General features: G+C 73.1%; 16 protein-coding genes. 3 read left to right on the top strand and 13 right to left on the bottom strand.

All coding sequences use genetic code 11. The features are described from left to right. Positions 1-24: 24 nt before the first annotated feature. Entirely contained in the window at positions 25-1,341 is a 1,317-nt protein-coding gene (locus ACIBKY_RS32320) for an asparagine synthase-related protein (protein ID WP_397102535.1), read from the top strand. Here the strand turns inward: ACIBKY_RS32320 and ACIBKY_RS32315 are convergent. Further along, entirely contained in the window at positions 1,316-2,983 is a 1,668-nt protein-coding gene (locus tag ACIBKY_RS32315) for a TfuA-like protein (RefSeq protein WP_397102533.1), read from the bottom strand. The two genes, ACIBKY_RS32320 and ACIBKY_RS32315, sit on opposite strands and share 26 nt — an antisense overlap. Next, positions 2,971-4,101 (bottom strand): YcaO-like family protein, encoded by a 1,131-nt coding sequence (locus ACIBKY_RS32310; protein ID WP_397102531.1) that lies wholly within the window; start codon positions 4,099-4,101, stop codon positions 2,971-2,973. Before ACIBKY_RS32310 ends, ACIBKY_RS32315 begins: the two co-directional genes overlap by 13 nt. A 278-nt stretch (positions 4,102-4,379) precedes the next feature. Here ACIBKY_RS32310 and speB point away from each other — a divergent pair, with 278 nt between their 5' ends. Beyond that, positions 4,380-5,219, top strand: a complete 840-nt coding sequence (gene speB / locus ACIBKY_RS32305) for an agmatinase (protein ID WP_397102529.1) — start codon at positions 4,380-4,382, stop codon at positions 5,217-5,219. Here the strand turns inward: speB and ACIBKY_RS32300 are convergent. From ACIBKY_RS32300 to ACIBKY_RS32250, 11 genes are all read right to left on the bottom strand, one after another. Further along, positions 5,216-7,006 carry an ABC transporter ATP-binding protein gene (locus ACIBKY_RS32300; RefSeq protein WP_397102527.1) on the bottom strand — a complete coding sequence of 597 codons (1,791 nt, stop codon included), beginning with the start codon at positions 7,004-7,006 and terminating at the stop codon, positions 5,216-5,218. The genes speB and ACIBKY_RS32300 overlap by 4 nt on opposite strands. After that, positions 7,003-7,950: a phytanoyl-CoA dioxygenase family protein gene (locus ACIBKY_RS32295; RefSeq protein ID WP_397102525.1), complete on the bottom strand. Its 948-nt coding sequence runs from the start codon at positions 7,948-7,950 to the stop codon at positions 7,003-7,005. Before ACIBKY_RS32295 ends, ACIBKY_RS32300 begins: the two co-directional genes overlap by 4 nt. A gap of 28 nt (positions 7,951-7,978) precedes the next feature. Beyond that, positions 7,979-8,500 carry a GNAT family N-acetyltransferase gene (locus ACIBKY_RS32290; RefSeq protein WP_397102523.1) on the bottom strand — a complete coding sequence of 174 codons (522 nt, stop codon included), beginning with the start codon at positions 8,498-8,500 and terminating at the stop codon, positions 7,979-7,981. A gap of 38 nt (positions 8,501-8,538) precedes the next feature. Continuing rightward, positions 8,539-9,360, bottom strand: a complete 822-nt coding sequence (locus tag ACIBKY_RS32285; protein ID WP_397102521.1) for a phytanoyl-CoA dioxygenase family protein — start codon at positions 9,358-9,360, stop codon at positions 8,539-8,541. A gap of 73 nt (positions 9,361-9,433) precedes the next feature. Further along, the gene (locus ACIBKY_RS32280; RefSeq protein ID WP_397102520.1) at positions 9,434-10,219 is read right to left on the bottom strand and encodes a PIG-L deacetylase family protein; all 786 of its coding nucleotides are present in this window, start codon (positions 10,217-10,219) and stop codon (positions 9,434-9,436) included. Further along, complete coding sequence (locus ACIBKY_RS32275) at positions 10,216-11,370, bottom strand: glycosyltransferase family 4 protein (protein ID WP_397102518.1); 1,155 nt, start codon at positions 11,368-11,370, stop codon at positions 10,216-10,218. Before ACIBKY_RS32275 ends, ACIBKY_RS32280 begins: the two co-directional genes overlap by 4 nt. Continuing rightward, on the bottom strand, positions 11,370-12,563 hold the full coding sequence (locus tag ACIBKY_RS32270; protein ID WP_397102516.1) for an acyl-CoA dehydrogenase family protein: 1,194 nt from the start codon (positions 12,561-12,563) through the stop codon (positions 11,370-11,372). The genes ACIBKY_RS32275 and ACIBKY_RS32270 overlap by 1 nt, the downstream gene beginning before the upstream one ends. Further along, a complete protein-coding gene (locus ACIBKY_RS32265) occupies positions 12,560-12,850 on the bottom strand; it encodes an acyl carrier protein (protein ID WP_397102514.1) in 291 nt (96 codons plus the stop codon). The genes ACIBKY_RS32270 and ACIBKY_RS32265 overlap by 4 nt, the downstream gene beginning before the upstream one ends. Before the next feature lie 5 nt (positions 12,851-12,855). Then, positions 12,856-13,716 carry a hypothetical protein gene (locus tag ACIBKY_RS32260; RefSeq protein WP_397102513.1) on the bottom strand — a complete coding sequence of 287 codons (861 nt, stop codon included), beginning with the start codon at positions 13,714-13,716 and terminating at the stop codon, positions 12,856-12,858. Continuing rightward, complete coding sequence (locus ACIBKY_RS32255) at positions 13,713-15,122, bottom strand: condensation domain-containing protein (RefSeq protein ID WP_397102511.1); 1,410 nt, start codon at positions 15,120-15,122, stop codon at positions 13,713-13,715. The genes ACIBKY_RS32260 and ACIBKY_RS32255 overlap by 4 nt, the downstream gene beginning before the upstream one ends. Next, positions 15,122-16,144, bottom strand: a complete 1,023-nt coding sequence (locus ACIBKY_RS32250; protein WP_397102509.1) for a streptomycin biosynthesis regulator — start codon at positions 16,142-16,144, stop codon at positions 15,122-15,124. The genes ACIBKY_RS32255 and ACIBKY_RS32250 overlap by 1 nt, the downstream gene beginning before the upstream one ends. Positions 16,145-16,420: 276 nt before the next feature. On the opposite strand from ACIBKY_RS32250, the gene ACIBKY_RS32245 reads away from it, so the two are divergent. Continuing rightward, positions 16,421-17,971: an FAD-dependent oxidoreductase gene (locus tag ACIBKY_RS32245; protein WP_397102507.1), complete on the top strand. Its 1,551-nt coding sequence runs from the start codon at positions 16,421-16,423 to the stop codon at positions 17,969-17,971. Positions 17,972-17,986: the final 15 nt, after the last annotated feature.

Genomic DNA, 17,986 nt, shown 5'->3' with positions numbered 1-17,986 from the left:
GTCCCGGGCGTTCCGGTGAGCGCTGTGGGCAGGATCGACGTGGGCGCGCTGGCGCTGTACCTGTCGCGTCCGTCGCTGGCGCTGGGGGTCTACCCCGCCTCACCGTGGCTGGACGCCGACACGAACGAGCAGGGCTCCACCGATGACGACCTGCCCGGCAAGGCCAATCCCGGTGCGGCCGATCCGCGTGGGCTGGGTGAGCGGCTCGTGGAGGCCGTCCGGCGGGCGGTCGGGTCACATCGGACGGTGGCTGTCCTGCATGACGGGAGCCTGGGCGCGACGGCGTTGCTGGCGGCGGCGGACACGGCCGGGCGCGTGGTGGGGGCCGAGGTGACAGTTGTGGTGGCCGACCATCCCGACCCACGGGGCGCGAGCGTGTCCGTGCAGGCTCAGCAGGCCATCGCGCTCTTGGGCGGGCGCCACCGGTTCCTTCTGGCGGAAGCAGACCGGCTGCTCGACCGGCGCGATCGCGCGGGGTGGAACCCTGTCGCGCCCGACCTCGGGCGGACGCCGCTGGTGCGGGCGGCCGAGGCCAGGGCGGCGCGGCTCGGGGCGACGGTGATCCTCACCCCGGACGGCGCTGAAGAGCTGCTGCGATCCGGGCCCACCGGGCTCGCGGATCTGCGGACCGCCGGTCGTGGGCTGGCCGATCGGTGGCAGGTGGAGGGCGTCGCCGCAGCGCTCGCGGACGCCACCTCCGTGCTGGGACGGGGCGCGGCTGCCCGGCGGCTGCGCGCCCGCCTCCAGGTGACCCAGGAGCCGTTCGCGCAGGTGCTGGGCGGGGCGCCGCGTGTCCTCGCGCCGGACCTGCGCGCCCATGTGGAGGCGTGGACGGCCGGTTGGGTCAGCCGGCTGGCCGAAGACCTGGCCGGCGATCCCGACCCGGCCCGCGCTTACGTGCGGGCCCGCCTGGCACGCTTCGCCGGCCCATATCCGGCCTCGGTGGCCGCCGCGGCACCGGTCCCGCGCGCGGCGCCGTTCCTCGATCCCGGCTTCACCGCGTGGGCGCTGCGGCTGCCCCCGAGCGCCCGCTACGACGCCCGCCGGCCAACGCCCCACCTGCGACGCAACAGATTGCTGATCTCGCTCGTCCCGCCTGCCGCCCACGGCGCGCTCCCCGCCACGTCCCCTCCCCCGCCGTCCGGCGCGATCCCCGCCCCACCCCTTCCCCCGGCCTCCGGCGTGATCCCCGGCGCGGCCGGCGAGTACCCGCTGTGCCGCGGGCTCGGGCTGCTGGCTCCGGGAGAGGACATTCCGGCGGACGTCGGGACCAGGCTGACGATCCTGGAGGAGTGGCTGTCGGGGTACGGGCGGGTCAGCCCAGGCCGAAACGGCGGTTGAACGCCTCGCCGAACGGGCTCACGAAGCGGCGCCGTACGGCCCCGCCCAGGGCGGAGCGCAGCCGCATGCCGGGTGCGGGCCCGGTGCGCCCGGTGGTGGGCTGCCAGAAGAACGTCACCGACGAGGTGGTGCCCGGCCCTTCGACGAGGTGCCCCCAGTAGAGAGGGATGTAGAGCGCCTCACCCGCCCGTACGGTGCACCGCAGCGGCGAGCCCGGCCCCTCCGACACGGCGGAGAAGTCGATACGGCTGAAGTTGAACCGGTAGGAGTACCACGGATGGAAGTTCAGGTACCGATGGTCCTCCGGCGGATACAACAGCACGTCCTTGGCCCCGCTCACCTGGCACAGCAGGGCCTGTTCGCTGCTGTGGTAGTGCAGCGCGGTCACCGTGTCGCGGCCCAGGAAGAACGCCAGCCCCAGCTCCGGCGCCCCGGTCAGGCAGCCGGGAACCGAGAGGTCATCCGCCAGCTCCGGCAGCAGGTCCAGCAGCGGCGCCTGGGCGAGGTAGCAGCGCTCCGCCTCCCCGGGTGAGGTGAGGATGTCGAGGTAGCGGTCCATGCGCAGGTAGGACTGCACCCAGCTGCCGTAGTAGGAGCCGGACGGGTAGAACTCGACGGGCACCCGCGTCGCTCCGACCCGCTCGCGGAAGTAGCCGGGGTTCCAGCGGTCCAGGGCCGGCCAGCCGTCCAGGGCGCCTTCGAGGAGGACCGGCCGGCGGGCCCGTTCGAGCTCTCGCACGTCACCGATGTCAGCGGCCCGGCGCCGGGGCACCTCGGCCGCGCGGATCGTCCTCCCGGCGGGCAGGCCGTCCCCCTGCCTCTCGCTGTCACCGTTCACTGCCCTGGACTCCTTTCGCCTGTCACCGTGGGCCGCTCCCGACGGCGGGTGCCCGTCGCCCACGACGAGTTCCCCCCAGTTCTCCGTCTGCTCGAACGGCCACGCCGGCGTCGAGGGTGGGCCGGCTCCCGACCTGAGCCACCGTCCCATCTCGGCCAGCAGCCGCTCGGCGTCCAGCCTCTTCTGGTCAAGGGCGCCCCCGGGCAGCCACGCGCGCAGCCGGTCGAGGTGCGCCGCGGCCTCGGAACCGGCGGCGAGGTCGAGGAGCGCCGTCCAGTCCCGGTCGGGGTAGTACATGTCCTTCGCCCGCGCCGCCAGCGCCGCGGCGACGTCCGCGTCGAGGATCTCCTCCCGTACGGCCGCCGCCAGCGTCGCCCTGATGTTGACCATGGGTTCGGACATCGGGCGGTATCCACCCTGCGCCGGGGCGTGCAGCACCGCCACCTCGTCGTCGTCGGTCAGCAGGCCCAGGCGGTACTGCTCCGCCACCTCGCCCACCGGGATCATGCCGAACGCGGCCAGTTCGGCGGCCCGCAGCGCGCCCATGCTCGCCGCGCCGTACACCCTGATGCCGAGCGAGAGGGCGTAGAGGATCTCCTTGTGCCAGACGGCGGGGACGCGCTCGAAGTACCCGTCCACGATCCCGATGGCGGCGGGGCGCTCGCGGGCGGCGCGGTAGACGCTGCCGAGCTCGGCGGGCGGGCGGTAGTCGGCGGGCAGGATGCGCGCGGCCTCCTCGACCGGCAGCGTGGGCCCCAGGAACACCACCGGCGGACGCCGGTCCGCGGGCCTCACTCTTCCCATGGCCGCCACCGCAGTCCGGGCACGACCGCCTTGACCACCGGCACACCCAGATCCTCGATCGTCAGGTCGACCACCACGGCCGAGGTCGCACCCGTGGCCTCCAGCCTGGCCACCAGCCAGTCCAGGTCTTCGTTGGTCGTCGGGTGGTCGACGTCGGGCGTCCCGGCGTAGTCGTGCGCGGGCCGGTCGGCGGTCGCGTCGCCGACGGCGCGCCGCTGCTCCGGGTCGAAGTACCAGGTCTGCCGCTCGCGGCCGATGTCGTCGCGCGACCCCACGATCACCGTCGCTCTGGCCTGCGCCGCCTCGGTGAGGGCGCGCGACAGCGCGATGGCCCGGCGCGGATGGCAGCCGGAGCCCTGCGTCTGGGGCAGCGGGTGGTACCAGGGCGTGTCGGTCTCCACGGCCAGGCAGTTGAAGACGGGCGCCCCGGCCTCCGAGGTCAGGTCCCAGATCAGCACGTCGATCCCGGCCTGGCGGAAACGTTCGAGCAGAGCCCGGCAGCCGCTGTCGGTGATCGACTCCGGCCGCACCATCCGCCGGGCGGCGAACATGTCACCGGCATCCTGCGCGGCGACGATGGCGTCACGTTCGACGAGCTCGCACAGGGCGTGGACGGCGGCCTCGATGAGGCTGTTGCCGGAGGCCAGGCCGTTGGAGCCGTTCTGCACGGAGTGGTCGCCCGGCGCGATCGGCACCCGCCAGTCGCAGTGCACCGCCTCGTACGGCACCCAGACCGGCTCACGTTTCATCAGGTCCCAGCCGCGTATCCAGCGCATCGCGCGGTCCGGGTCGTACCCGCTGCAGGGGCAGCGGACGAGGGTCATCGGGTCGAGTACGGCCTCGCCGCGGCCGGCCAGCGCGCGGAAGCTGTCGTAGCGGAGCGGGAGGTGGTGGGTCTCGGCGTGCCACAGCTCGAGCGACTCCATGATCGCGGAGACCTTCGCGGCTTCGGCCGTGACGCCCTTGCCCTGGGAGACGGCCAGGCTGCGCGAGGCGGGACGGATCGCGCACCAGACCGGGATCCCGATCCGGTCCATTCCGGTCACGTTCGCGACGCGGGTGATTCCGGCGGCGGCCATGGCGGGCGACACCCGTTCGAGGGTCGCGGCCGGGCTCACCGCCCGATCCGTGCCGTCGCGGTACTCCTTGCGGATCGGCCGCGCCCATTCGGCGGCCCAACGGCCGGATAATTCCCTGACAAAGGAATGAGAAATGAGTTTCCCCTTATTGCCGCATCCCGGTGGACGGTGTTGTGCGCGCGATCTTTGATCTATGCTGCCGACCGATAACCAAAGAGACAAGTGTGCGATAGGGGATATGAGTGCCCACGCGGACGTTTCATGACATTCCCCCGTCAAATGACGGCAGGTTCGAGGGTCGTCCGAGTGACGTGGCCGTGCTGGGCATACCCGTCGACTCCGGCACCGGCGGGCGGCCGGGCGCGCGCTTCGGCCCCGCGGCCATCCGCGACGCGTCCACGCTCATCTCCGGCAACCTCTACCACGTCGGCCTGGAGACCGAGATCTTCGAGCACCTGCGGATCGTCGACGTCGGCGACGTGCCCGTCACCCCCGGCCAGCACGACCGCAACCTGGACGCCGCGGAGAAGTGGGTGCGGGAGCTCATGTCCGTGACGGAGCAGGTGGTCGTGCTCGGCGGCGACCACTCCGTGCTGCTTCCGGTACTGCGGGCCGTGGCCGGCAAGCACGGCCCGGTGAGCTTCGTGCACTGGGACGCGCACGCCGACACCTGGGACGGCGGCCCGGAACGCCTGCTCACCCACGCCACGGCGGTCCGGCGCGTCATCGAGGAAGGCCTGACCAACCAGGTGTTCCAGATCGGGCTGCGCGGCTACGGCCCGTCCAGGGAGACCTTCGCCTGGGCCGGGGAGAACGGCGTCGAGCACTGGACCATGATGGACGTGGAGGAGACCGGGCTCACGGACATCATCCAGCAGGTGATCTCCACGATCACCGGCAAGGTCTACGTCTCCATCGACATCGACGTGCTGGACCCCTCGTACGCGCCCGGCACCGGCACCCCCGAGCCCGGCGGGCTGACCAGCAGGGAACTGCTCGCCGGCATCCGCGACCTGGTGCTCAACACCGACGTCGTCGGCATGGACGTCGTGGAGGTCGCGCCGCCGTACGACCACGCCGACGTCACCGCGCTGGTGGCCAACCGCTGCGTGCTGGAGTTCCTGGCCGGTACGGCCCGCCGCAAGGTGGCCGGTTAGCCGGACCGGGCGGCGTACTCGGCGCACAGCCGCGCGTAGCTGCCGCCGCGGGAGAGCAGTTCCTCGTGGGAGCCGTGCTCGACCAGGACCCCGTCGTCCAGCACGAGCACGCGGTCCGCGGTCTGCGCCGTCTCCAGCCGATGGGTGATCAGCAGGACGGTCCGCCTGCCGCGCTCGGCGCGCAGCCGCTGGATCAGGGCGGCCTCGGCCTGGACGTCGAGCGCAGCGGTGGGCTCGTCCAGCACCCAGACGGGCGCGTCGCGGTAGAGGACACGCGCCAGCGCCAGGCGTTGCCACTGGCCGCCGGACAGGTCGCGGGCGCCGGGGAACATCCGGCCGACGAGGTTGTCGGCGCCGTGCGGCAGCCGCGCGACGAGCCCGTCCAGGCCACCGGCCCGCAGCGCGAAGTCGAGCCGGTCATGGTCGAGCGGCCGGTCCGCCCGTCCGAGACGGACCGATTCGGCCACCGTGAACTCGTAGCGCCCGTACTCCTGGTAGAGCACGCCGATCAGCTCCCGCAGCCGGGCCGGATCCAGCTCCGCCAGGTCGGCCCCGTCGACCAGGATGCGCCCGCCGACGGGGCCGAGCAGCCCGAGCAGGAGCTTGACGAGCGTGGACTTGCCCGCCCCGTTGCGCCCCACCAGCACGGTGAACTCGCCGGGCCGGAGCGTGAACGACACCTCGCGCAGCACCGGCGGCCCGCCCGCGTAGGCGTACCCGACGCCCTGGAACTCGACCGCCGGCACGTGCTCCACGACCGCGGGCGCGGCCTCGGACGGCCGATCGGCGGGCAGGGCGGGACCGTACGCCAGCGCGACGAAGTCGGAGAGGTAGGCGGCGTGCTCCTCGATGTCCACCGCGATCGTGAACAGGTCCACCGTGCTGCTCACGAGGGTGTTGAAGGCGGTGAAGACCAGGAACAGCTCGGCCACCGTCAGCGCCCCCGACTGTGCCTGACCGGCGGCGAGGTAGTAGGCCACGACCAGGCAGACGGCGCTCAGCACTCCCGCGACCAGCCCGCGCCACACGCTGTGGCGGCTGGCCGTGACGACGGCCCGCAGCGCGCGGCGGCTGACGTCGTCGTGCATCCGCGTGAACGGCGCGGCCAGCCCGTAGCTGCGCACGTCCTTGGCCAGGTCGTAGCGGACGAGCAACTCGGTGAGGTAGTCGCGGCGGCGCTCCAGTTCGGTGGTGCCGCGTCGCGCGAGATAGATGGCCCTGGCCTCCAGCCGCCGCTGCACCAGCAGCGGCACGCCCGCCAGCAGGGCCAGGCCGATGAGCCGGACGTCCAGGACGGCCAGTACGCCCACCATGCCGGCCAGCGAGACGATCTGGCCGCAGAACTCGATGAGGATCCCGGCGATGGCGGCCGGTCGCCAGGTCACTCCGTCATGTGCCCGCGCGACCGCGTCGTACCAGGCCGGATCGTCGAAGCGCTCCAGCGGCGCGAAGCCCGTGACCCGCAGCAGACGCTGCTCGGCGGTGATGCCGACCAGCTCGGTCAGCTCCTCGCGGCGCACGGACATCAACGCGCCGAGCGCCACCCGCGCCGCGGTCAGCCCGCCGAGCACCAGGATCCACGTCGTCGCCCGGCCGTCCTGGCCCTGCGAGAACGCCTCGACGATCTCGCGCACGATGAGAAGGAGAGCCGCGGGCAACGTGGACACGACCGTGGACAGCAGCAGAACGAGGATCAGGAGCCTGGGTGAAGCCTCGAAGCAGAGCCGGATCGCCACCCTGGCCGCGCCGGCCCCGCCCTCTTTCCCGGGCCGGCGGGTTGACGTCACCTCCGACCGGACTCCACGTCGAGCAACCGGGAGGCCGGGTGCGGAAGGAGCTCGTGCCAGCTCTCCTGCCGGTCGGGCAGCAGGAAGTCCACCTGCCGCACCCGCAGCGGCACCCGCAGCCAGCGCCGCTGGGCCCAGCCGGTCGCCAGTTCCTCCCAGCCCGGCACGCGCGGGTAGTGGTGCGGGCGCAGTGAGGCGAAGCAGACCGCCTCGCGCGCCGACTGGTAGCGGTACTCCACGGCACCGCGCAGGTACGGCGAGCGGTTCTCGTCCACGGCCCGCGTCGCCAGCGCGTGCAGCACGACCACGTCGCCCGGCCCCAGGTCGGGGGCCCGCCACCAGTCGCCCTCGCCCGGCCCGACCTCGGCTTCGACCCCTCCGGTGTCCAGCACGGTGAGCGGCCGCACCCCGGGCACGGAGCGCTCCCTCAGCACGCGCAACGAGCCACCGTCGGCGGGGAACGGGGTGAACGGGACCCAGGCGGTCAGCACGTCCGGGGTGCCCTGGACGTAGGTGTGCTCCTGGTGCGGCGGCACCCAGAAGCCGGGGTGCACGAGGCTGACCTGGCGCCGCGTGTGGTTCAGCAGGTGCTTGCCGAGGATGGCCCGCATCACCCCGACCACTTCCGGCGCGTGCGCGAGTTCGTGCATCAGCTCGACCCGCTGCAGGTCCTGGTACATGCGCCACCAGCGGGGGCTGCCGTCGCGGCGGTTGGCCGCCGGGCGCGGCTCGGTGTCGTCGCCGTCCTCGTCCAGCCACTCGTGGCGGTAGAGCACCCCGGTGAACCGGGCGCGCAACTCGGCGAGCCGCGTCTCCGGCAGGAGGCCCCTGAACAGGAGCATGCCGTGCTCCCGCAGGCGCCGCCGTAGCGCGCCGGGATCGCCGGCGATCGGGGTGGAGTCCTCGGCGACCACTGTGACGCCGTCGTTCTGCAGGCTCATCATGCTCCCCAGGCGTTTCGCGGATGAATGCTCACTCGTAGTGGTTGAACACCACGGCGTCCTGCAGCCACGCGCCGCGCGCCCGCCAGAACGCCATGCCGTCCTTCCAGGTCGGGTTGACCTCGGCGCGGAACATTCGCGCCCGGCGCCGCCGGAACTCCGCGATCGCCGCCTCGACGAGCGCGGACCCGATGCCGCGGCGCCGGCTCTCCTGGCGGACGTAGAACTCGCGGACGGAGCCGATACGGAAGTCGTTGACGGACTGGGTGTGGATCTCCCCGGTCAGGAATCCCTCCAGTTCGTGCCCGGTGCCGGCCACCAGGCAGAACGACAGCTCGTCGGTGAGCGCGGCCCGAAGCAGATCCCTGGTGCCCTCAAGCGGGTCACGGGTGAACGCCTCCACCTCCGCCACCTCGGGCCGCGCCGGAACGGCCACGCCGGGCCCCCAGCGATCGTAGGAGAGCAGGGGCACGTGCTCACCGGCGTTCAGGCCCCACAGCACCAGCACCTCTTCGACGTCCCGCTCGGTGATCAGACGGACCTCGTACGGCACATGCCCTCCCTGGGCGAGCGGACGGGACGGCGCGGTGCTCACTCCGCCCCGCCTTCTGACAGGGCGCCGACCGGGTGGCCGACGTACTCGGCGGCCACCTCGACGGCCAGCGCCTCCACCTCGCCGCGTACCTCCGCTTCCAGCAGGACCGACGGATCGGCGCGCAGCCATGACGCGGCCAGCAGCAGCCACAACATCGGGCGTGCCGTGCGGGTCGTGTTCGTGGTGCCCCGATGCCACAGGCGCACGTCGCGCACCAGCACGTCACCGGCGCGCATCGCGACGCGCTCGGGTGGCCGTGCCCGCCGCCGCTCCTCCAGCAGTTCCTCGCGTACGCACAGCGAGCCGGGACGGTAGACGTCCTGGGAGGCCAGTTCGTGGGTGCCCGGCCAGACCTCGATGCTGCCGTTGTCCGGGCCGGTGTCCACCAGGGCGATGTTGACGGCCAGCATGAACGGCGGGTGCGGGGCCACGCTCCGCGGCCACAGCGGCTCCCAGTCGGCGTGGACCGGCTGCGGCCGGGAGCCGGGCAGCACGGTGTGCCCGTGGTAGCTGAGCACGCGGGGCGCCGCCAGCGGCTCGCGGCACAGGGCGAGCACGGCCGGATGGCCGAGGAACGCCGCCACGTGCCCGTCGCCGCCGCCGGGTGGCCGGTGCCGCATGTGGCCGTCGTCGTAGGCCATGAGGACGTCGTGGTGGTCCACCAGCAGAGGGACCTCCGCGAGCATGCGCTCACCGACCTCGCGGGCCATGCCGGCCAGGCCCGTACCGGTGAGCAGCACGGCGCCGTCGGCGGCGAGGGCCCCGGCCGCGGCGGGCAGCCACGTGGCCTGGCCGGGCGAGACGTCGAAGGACCGCACGGGCGGGGACGGTGCCATAGGACCTCCGGCTCCGGAGACGGGCAGGATGTTATCAACGGGCTTGGCGGACATGTCAATGATCTCCATCCGGGGGCGGGGCGGCGTCCCAGTGACGTTCGGCCGGGCCGTCCCCACCGGCCGCGCGGGCGTGTGCGAGCAGCCGGTCCGGCCAGTCGTCGTCCCAGAGCATGGGGTGCTGTGACCGGTACGCGGCGGCGGCCTCGATCTTGCGCCGCCAGTCGTCGCCCGTCAGGCGCTCGACGGCCGCCGGGCGGTGAGCGGGTTGTTCGAGTGCGTAGGGAAGGTCCTCGTACCAGCGCGCCCGCGGCCCGTCCGCGGCGTCTCGCAGGGCCGCCGCGCAGCCGTGTGCCGTCAGCACGTGGTCGAGGTGAGCGCCCACCGCCGCGGGCGCGTGCACCTCGTCCGGCGCCAGCCGGGAGATCCACCCGCCCAGCTCGGCGGCGACCGCCTTCACCAGCACGAGGTCGTCCGGCCCCGGCGGCGAGAACAGGTCGTCCCCCACGGCGCAGCGGGGCGACCCGCCGGGTCCGCGCCGGTACAGCGCCTCCGGGAAGTCCAGGTGCACCGGCTCGGCGCCCAGGACCGCGCATGCCCGCAGGTCCTCTTCACGGCGCAGCCGCATGCCGTCGGCGGCCGAGTCGCCGATCGCGGGGCAGGCCGCACGCCACCAGGTGTGGTACTGCTCGGCGTACGGCGGCATCGGATCGCCCGCGCACCCGGCGAACACCGTCACCACCACGACCCGCACCCCTTGGGAGCTCAGCGCGGCGATCGTGCCGCCGCACGACAGCACGGCGTCGTCGAGATGCGCCGACACGACGAGTGCCGTGCGGGTCATCGGACCACCTCCGCCAGCCGCGACCGCAGCAGGCGGTAGCGGCTCTCCCAGGTCAGCTCGCGCCCGCGGCCTAGCGCCCGCCGCCTCAGCTCGGCCCGCAGGCCCGGCTCGCGGACAAGGCGCCCGAGTTGCCGGGCGAGGTCGCCGGGCCGCCGGTAGTCGAAGTAGCGCACCGCGTCCCGCCCCACCTCGGGCACTCCACCGCGCGCGCTCGCCAGGCAGGCCAGGCCGCTGGCCAGGCCCTCGGTGAGGACGAGGGGGCTGGCGTCCTCACACAGCGAGGGCACGCACAGCACGTCGGCCGCGCGGTACACCTGTCCGATGACGGCGCGGTCCACGAACGGCGAGAACTCCACCCGGTCCCCCAGCAGGGAGGCGCGGTGCTTCACCTGCCGCTCGTAGCGGTCCGGGGCCGAGGAGGCGTGCAGTTCGGCGTTGCCCACGATCCGCAGCCGGAATCCGGCGCCGGCGCGCGCCAGCTCCACACACGCGTTGATCAGCGCCATCGGCCCCTTCTCCGGGGCGAGCCGGCCGGTGAAGAGCACGACCGGCGCCGCGCCCTCCGGCCGCGGGCCGGGATGGAACCTGGCCGGGTCGTGCCCGTTGTGCACGACCGCGACGGCTGCCGGCGGCAGGCCCGTCCCGTCGAGGAAGCGTTCGGCCACGAACCGGCTCACGCACACCACCAGGTCCGCCTCGGCCACCACCCGCGCCCGCTCGGCCGCCGGGAACGAACGGAACATGTCGGCGTGCAGGTACAGGCACACCCGCGCCCGCGGCCGCATCCGCCGCAGCTCCGGGACGGCGGCGACCGCGTTGTGCAGCACGACCGGTCCGTCGAAGCCGGCCGGCAGCGCCTCAAGCGCCGGCCGGAAGAACCTGGCGTAGTGGGCACGGCGCTCGCCCCGCCCGGCCGACTCGTCGTCTTGGCGCCGCTCGTGCTCCTCCAGCGTCTCACCGGGGCTGTGGTAGATCAGCAGCCGCGCCTCCCGCGCCGTGTGCTCCTCGCCGCGGTCGGCGACGATCACCGTGGCGCCGCCGTGCCGGGTGTGCTCGCGGGTGAGCTCGGCGGCGACCGTGCCGAGCGACCCGCCGCTGGCCGGCGAATAGGCCTCGCCGGGCGGGAGCACGTGTGCCCAGGTCTCGCCCATCAACGCTCCCTGGCCACGAGGGCGAGCTGGGAGCTGATGGCCACCAGGCGCTCGTTGTTGATCATCAGGGGCGCGGACAGCAGGTCGCGCAGGAGCCGGGCCACGGAGAAGGGGCCATCCTCGGAGTAGCCGGCCATGCCGCACGCCCGCATGGCCGCCAGCGCGACGTCCACCGCGACCTGCGACATGGCCAGTTTGAGAGCGTTGACCCGGAGGGTGAAGGCGACGGTCGGCTCCGCCGCCCCGCTCATGACGTCCTGCGTGTCCCTGGCCGCGGCGTCGAGCTGCGCCTCCAGGCCCGCGAGCCGCCAGCGCATCTCGGCCAGGCTCGCGCTCGGCGGCCCGGCGGCCTCCCCGCGTGCCCTCGCGTGGCGCACGGCCCGGTCGGCGGCCTCGGCGGCCAGCCCGTACCAGACTCCGGACCACAGCACGTGGGACAGCGGGGTCATGACCCGGGCGACGAGATCGCCGAACGGCACCGGCAGGATCCGCCACTCCTCGAACTCGGCGCGGACCCGCAGCGCCGGGCTGCACGTCCCGCGCATGCCGAGGGGGTTCCATCCGCCCAGGACCTCCAGGCGCGTACGCGCGGAGTCTGCGAGCACCGCGACCTGGTCACTGGGCGGTGAGCCGGGGCCCCGGCGGGCGCTGACGAGCAGGGCGTCGGCCTCGACGCCGTACGAGACGGTGGTGGCGCGCTTGTCCAGGCGGGCGCCGGCGCCGGCGCGTTCGACGGCGCAGGAGCTGGTGCGCAGGGCGCCGCCGATGCCCGCCTCGCTGGTGGCGGAGGCGATGAGGAGCTGGTCGCGTACCACCCTGGTCACGGCATCGCGCAGTTCCGGCGCCTGCTCGCCGGACGGCAGCGCCTGCTCGCCGGACGGCAGCGCCTGTTCGCCGGCCCGCAGCGCCTGTTCGCCGGCCAGCAGGCAGGCGAGCTGCACCTGGTGCATCGCCCAGATCATGGCGGTGGCGCCGCAGCCGCGCGACAGGGCCGCGGCCATGCCGGCCAGCGCGGGCACGTCCACGCCGAGACCCCCGCGCTCCACCGGGGCCGCGGCGGCGAGCAGGCCGTGCGCGCGCAGGGCCGACAGCGCCTCCTTGGGAAAGCGCGCGTCGCTGTCGACCGCGTCCGCGTGCTCGGCCAGTACCCCGTCGGCCAGTTCCCGGCAGGTCTTCCGCGCGTCTCCGGTCATGGGCGATCTTCCTCCCGCGTCAGGCCCATGACCGCGTCCGTGATGACGGCCAGCGACCGGAACGTCTCCCGGGTGAGCATCTCGTCGGGGAACTCGACGCGGAACTCGTCCTCCACGGCGACCATGACGCCCACCATGGCGAGCGACTCCATCCCCAGCTCCCACAGGTCGGCCCCGGCGTCGACGGACTCGATGACGCCGGGCAGCAGGTCCTTTCTGACCAGCAGGTCGCGCACGCGGCGCTCCACGTGCGTTCGCTCGTCGCCGTGTACGGCTCTCGCAGGCACCGCGTTCATCCTCTCGGTCCGGTCTGCACAACAGTCGCGAAGGACACCCCGGCCGGGCGGCCGGCGTCGAGCCCCACGGGCCCCATCTCCCCGGAGATGCGGGCGAGGACGGCTCCGGTGGAGCTCAGCACGCCCCACTCGGCGGGGTCGAGCAGCCCCCAGCGCAGCATCGCCCCCACGATCAGCGGGTCGTGCGGCACCCACACCCCGTCGTTCTCGATCTCCGCCCAGTAGTGCAGGACGGAGAACGGCGGCGAGATGATCACACCCTGGGCGAGGCGGATCGGCAGGCCGCGGCGGTGGCCCTCCCGCACCAGGTAGAGCGAGCCGCCCGTGCAGTCCGCGATGCCGGTGCGCCCGACGAAGTCCGGGTCGAGGCCGACCGTCATGGGCAGGCGTACGAACCGGACGCGGCCGAACTCCTCCAGCAGTTCGGCGGCGCGCGGCGCCGGCGCGGGCCAGGAGGCCGGCAGGTCGAAGTGCGCGACGGCCGAGCCTTCGGGGCACGGGGCCCATCCGGTCGGCAGCAGGACGTGGAAGTCGCAGTCCCGGTGCTCGCCCGGTTCGTGCGCGCACTCCGGCACGTACTCGATCTCGGCGCGCGTGGCCGTACCGGCGCGCAGGCCTTTCGCCCATGAGGGCGGGCCGAACGTCCACAGGGAACGGACGCCCAGGTCCAGCGAGACGTTGAGCAGGTCGAAGTGGTCGAAGCCGCTCGGGCTGCCGAGCCCGGCGGCGAGCATGGCCCGCAGGACGTCGGGGGGCAGGCCGTATTCGCGCTCGGCCGAGCTCCACGGCACCTCCGGGTTCCGGGCTTCGTCCGGGATCAGCCGCAGTGACCGCAGCGTCCCGTCGGGCACGCTCACGCCGTCGCCTCCCTTCGGGGCGGGGCGATCCCGGTCAGCGCGCCGACCTCGTCCGGGCGGATCTCGCCGAACGCCGACTCGACCAGCAGCCGCTCGATGCCGGACAGCACGTCCCGCAGGGCGGCGGCGTCCAGGTGGCGGGCGTCGGCGTGCAGGGTCAGCCGCAGCATCTCGGGGGTGTCCTCGGCGTACAGCGCGAACTTCTCCTGCTCCACCGCGGGCTCCGGCCGGATGAGGCTGTCGCGCAGCGCCTGCCGCACGGCCGCCTCGTCGGCGGAGCCGGTCAGCCGGCGGTCCGGGCGGGTCTCCTCGCGCATGTCGTTGAACACGCACGACAGGTCGAGCCGTACGCCGCGTTCCTCCTCGGCCGAGCGGATGATGCGGCGCAGCTCCCGCTTGTCGTACAGGCTGTTGCGGTAGGCGCGTAGCGAGGCCGTCCAGGCCCGGGTGACGACGTCGCCGAAGCTCTCCCCGCGCAGGTCCAGCGTGACGAGCGCGCCCTGGATCATGCAGGCGACCGCGCGCCGTTCCCGCTCCTGGACGCGGTTGGCGCAGATGAGCTGGACGGCGCAGACCGGCATCCCGGTGTACGCGCCGAGCACCAGCCCCGTGGCCCCGAGCAGGATCGCCGTCCCGCTGACGTCGTGGCGCTCGGCCTGGAGGTTCAGCGCGAGATCGGCGGCCCTGGAGAAGAGGACCGCCGCGTGGTAGGAGGGCGGGCCGGGCGCGGCGGCCACGGGGAACATCGTGGGCGGCACCGTGGCCAGCCTGGCGCGCCAGTGGTCCAGCGCGCCCGCGAGCCGCCGGCCGCCCTCATCGGAGCGTTCGTGGCGGGCCTGCTCCAGCGGCTGCCGGGCGTCGGGCGGCGCGGGCCGTTCCAGTCCTTTGGCACGGGCTTCGACCATCGTGGCCAGGTCGGTGACGAGGTTGCGTACGCCGGTGCCGTCGGCGGCCGTGTGCGCGACGCTCAGCAGGACGGCCAGCGGCTCACCCGCGCGGTGGAAGACCGTGGGGCGTAACGGCAGTTCCGCGGACAGGTCCCACGGTAACCGCTCCACCGCCTGGCGGCGCCCGGCGAGCGCCGCCCACAACCCCTCGCCGCCGGCCCCGAGGTCGGCCAGGTCCACCGGCAGCCGGCCCGCGCCGGTCACCGTCTGCGTCAGCCGGCCGCCGGCGTCCTCGGTCAGGAACGTGCGCAGCGACTCGTGCCGGCACATCAGCGCGCCCAGTTCGTCCAGCACGTCCTCGACGGTGAGCCCGGACGGTATCTCCACCTCGCCGGACGGGTTGAAGAACGCCTCGCTCGGATCCTTGTCGGTGATGTCCAGCCACATGGACACCTGCCCGCAGGTGGCGGGTCCCGATCCGGTGCTCTGCCGGGTGAACGCGACCGATCGTCGTTCCACTACTGCCCCCTTGCCTGCGAGCGGGAGTGCGGCGGGCCCTCCGCCTGGTCGTCGAGGCGTTCACGTACGTCGTGGGCGAAGTCGATCCAGATCTCCGCGCACTGCAGCGCCAGGTCGGCCACGATCGGAGCCAGGTGCGAGGGGACCGCGTCGAGCAGGTTCGGCCGCATGTCCTTGGCCGTCACGTGGATGTGCATCCAGCGGAGCAGGTGCCTGCCCGCCTCGGAAAGCCGTAGCGAGGGGTCACGCTGAATGGACTGCAGCCGCATGACCACATCGGTGGTCCGGTGCTCAGGGCGGCGGCGTTTGGTGGTGTGCGCGGTGTCTGTGGTGTGGGCGGCGTCGGCGTGCCGTTCCGCGGTCTGTGCCGCCAGGGGGTCCTCACCGCGCCGGATCCGCTGACGTACGGCGTGCGCGGTGCCGACCGAGACCGCCGCGTCCTGCGCGATCTTCCGCAGGGAGGCGTCGGGGTTGGCGGCGATCACGAGGGCCGCGCGCACCCGGCCCTCCTCGGCGTTCAGCGGGCGGCGGCGGCCGTCCTTGCCGACGCGGGCGTTCAACTGTGGAAAATCCACGGTCGAGCACCGGCGCAGTCCGCTCACCGTCTTCGCCGACAGCCCCGTGACCTCGGCGATCGACCGGTCGGACATGCCCGGGTGGGATTCGATGATGCGGAGCGCCGCCGCGCGCCGGTCCTGCAATGACAGCGGCAGGCCGTGGGTGGCGTTGGCCCGTACCGCGGCCAGGAAGACCGCTTCCTCGCTCCCTTCGAAGAATCGCGCGTCGATCATCTGCCGGCCGTTGAGTATGGCGGCGCCGAGGCGGTGCATCCCGTCGATCACGCGCATGGTCTCGCGGTGGACGAGGATGGGGGGAAGCTCGGTCTCGACGGCGGCCAGCCGGCGGACGTGTTCCTCGTCCACTCCGAGGAGACGCGGCGAGTCTCCCCTTTTCAGAAGCTTGATATGCAGCGCGTATACCTGGCGCGTGTCGTCGTTGTCGCGTTCCGATTCAGCTCCCACGTTACTCCCGGTGTGTGAGACGGCCACCGGTGCTAGCCCACGACGGTGTGGACGACGGCTTGCAAGGGCCATATAAGAGCACACAAGATCGCACTCAGTCCATAACCCCAACTGCGGTCGATCCCTTTCCCGGAAATTCCCGCATATTGCTACATATTTGAACCACTGCTATCTGTCAGCTTTTGTGACGCATTGTAATAGTGAGCTGTTTGACGTGATCGCCGGGTTCGTTGCTAACCTGTGACCCTTGCGAAGATCACGCACTCCGGGGGGCGGGTGAGCGCTGTGCGGGACGCCTCGGCCGTCTATCGCTCGGCCGACGTGTGCGTCATCGGCAGCGGTCCCGGCGGGGCCGTCACGGCTCACTTACTGGCCCGGCGCGGCCTGCGGGTGCTGCTGCTGGAAGAGGGCGACAGGGTCGGCCCCGGGGCGACGCTCGAAGCCCTCGAACCCGGATGGGAGCCCGCGCTCGCCCGGGTGGGACGACGCCGCCCGGCTCTCGTCGGGCGCCCGTGGTCCGCGCGGGCTCTGGGTGGCGGGATGGGCCTGTTCGCCGGCATCGGATTCCGGCTGAGGCACGTCGACTTCGACGCCCGCGAGCACGTCGCCGACGACGCCCTCGATCCCCGCTGGCCCATCGCCTACGCCGACCTGCGCGAGCACTACGACGAGATGGAACGCCTGCTGGGCGTGGCCAGGACTCGCGGCGCCGACCCGCTCGAACCCGACGGCGCCCCCGCCGCGCTGCCGCCGCACGCCTACAGCCCGCCCGGCCGCCTGCTCGCCGGCGCCGGCCGCCACCTGGGCCTGCGCCCTTTTCCGACGCCCCTGCTCATCAACTCGGCCGAGTACCGCGGCCGCCCCGCCTGCCATCGCTGCGGACCCTGCAACGAACACGCCTGCCCCACCGGCGCGAAGGCGGACGTGGTCGCCACCCTGCTGGACCCGGCCGTCGAGGAGGGCTCGCTCGTGGTGGCGACGGGAAGCAGGGCGCTGCGCGTCCGCGCCTCCGCCTGCGACCGGGTGAGCGCGGTCGAATGGCTCGACCAGCGCGCCGAGGTCCGGCACACGACCCGTGCGAGGTGCGTGGTACTGGCCGCGAACGCCGTACAGTCCTCGGCGCTTCTCCTGCGCTCGCCCTCGCGCTGGTCCCCTGCGGGCCTCGGCAATCGCCACGACGCCGTGGGACGCGGTCTCTGCTTCAAGGTCAGCGGGTACGCGGCCGGCACCGTCGCCACGCCGACCCGGAGCGCCCAGAACGCCGGCGGGCCGTTCTCCACCGTGTCCTTCTCCGACCACTACCTCGACGACGCCTGCCCGAAGGGCCTGGGCGGCATCCTGTACGAGGCCAGCCCCGCCGAACGCGCTCCCCGCGACGGAAAGCTGCCGCTGCGCGTGCACTACCTCGCCGCCGACCAGCCCATGTGGCGCAATCGCGTACGCCTGTCCAAAAGGAAGAACGGACTCGGCGCACCACAGCTGATGATGGAATACGCGACACATCCCTTGGACGCGGCACGGCTCCGCTACCTCGCGGAAAAGGCGAAGAGACTTCTCTCGCAGGCCGGCGCGGCCGATATCCGGCTCGAAGAATCCGGATACGAACGCGGCAGCCGCCACCTGCACGGCGGATGCCGGGCGGGCGACGACCCCAGGACCTCCGTGGTCGACGCCGACGGCAGGATCCACGACCAGGACAACGTCTACGTGGTGGACGGCGGGTTCTTCCCCTACCCCGGCGGCGTGAATCCGACCTTCACCATCTTGGCGAACGCCTCCCGGATCGCCCGGCGGATCGCCCGGGACCTCGCGACGGCCACCATCTGATTCGAGGGAGAACCC

The sequence above is a fragment of the Nonomuraea sp. NPDC050394 genome, from assembly GCF_044459065.1.
In the GTDB taxonomy this organism is placed as follows: domain Bacteria; phylum Actinomycetota; class Actinomycetes; order Streptosporangiales; family Streptosporangiaceae; genus Nonomuraea.
Note: the sequence above shows the minus strand (reverse complement) of the source record. Positions and strands in the feature narration are given on the sequence as shown.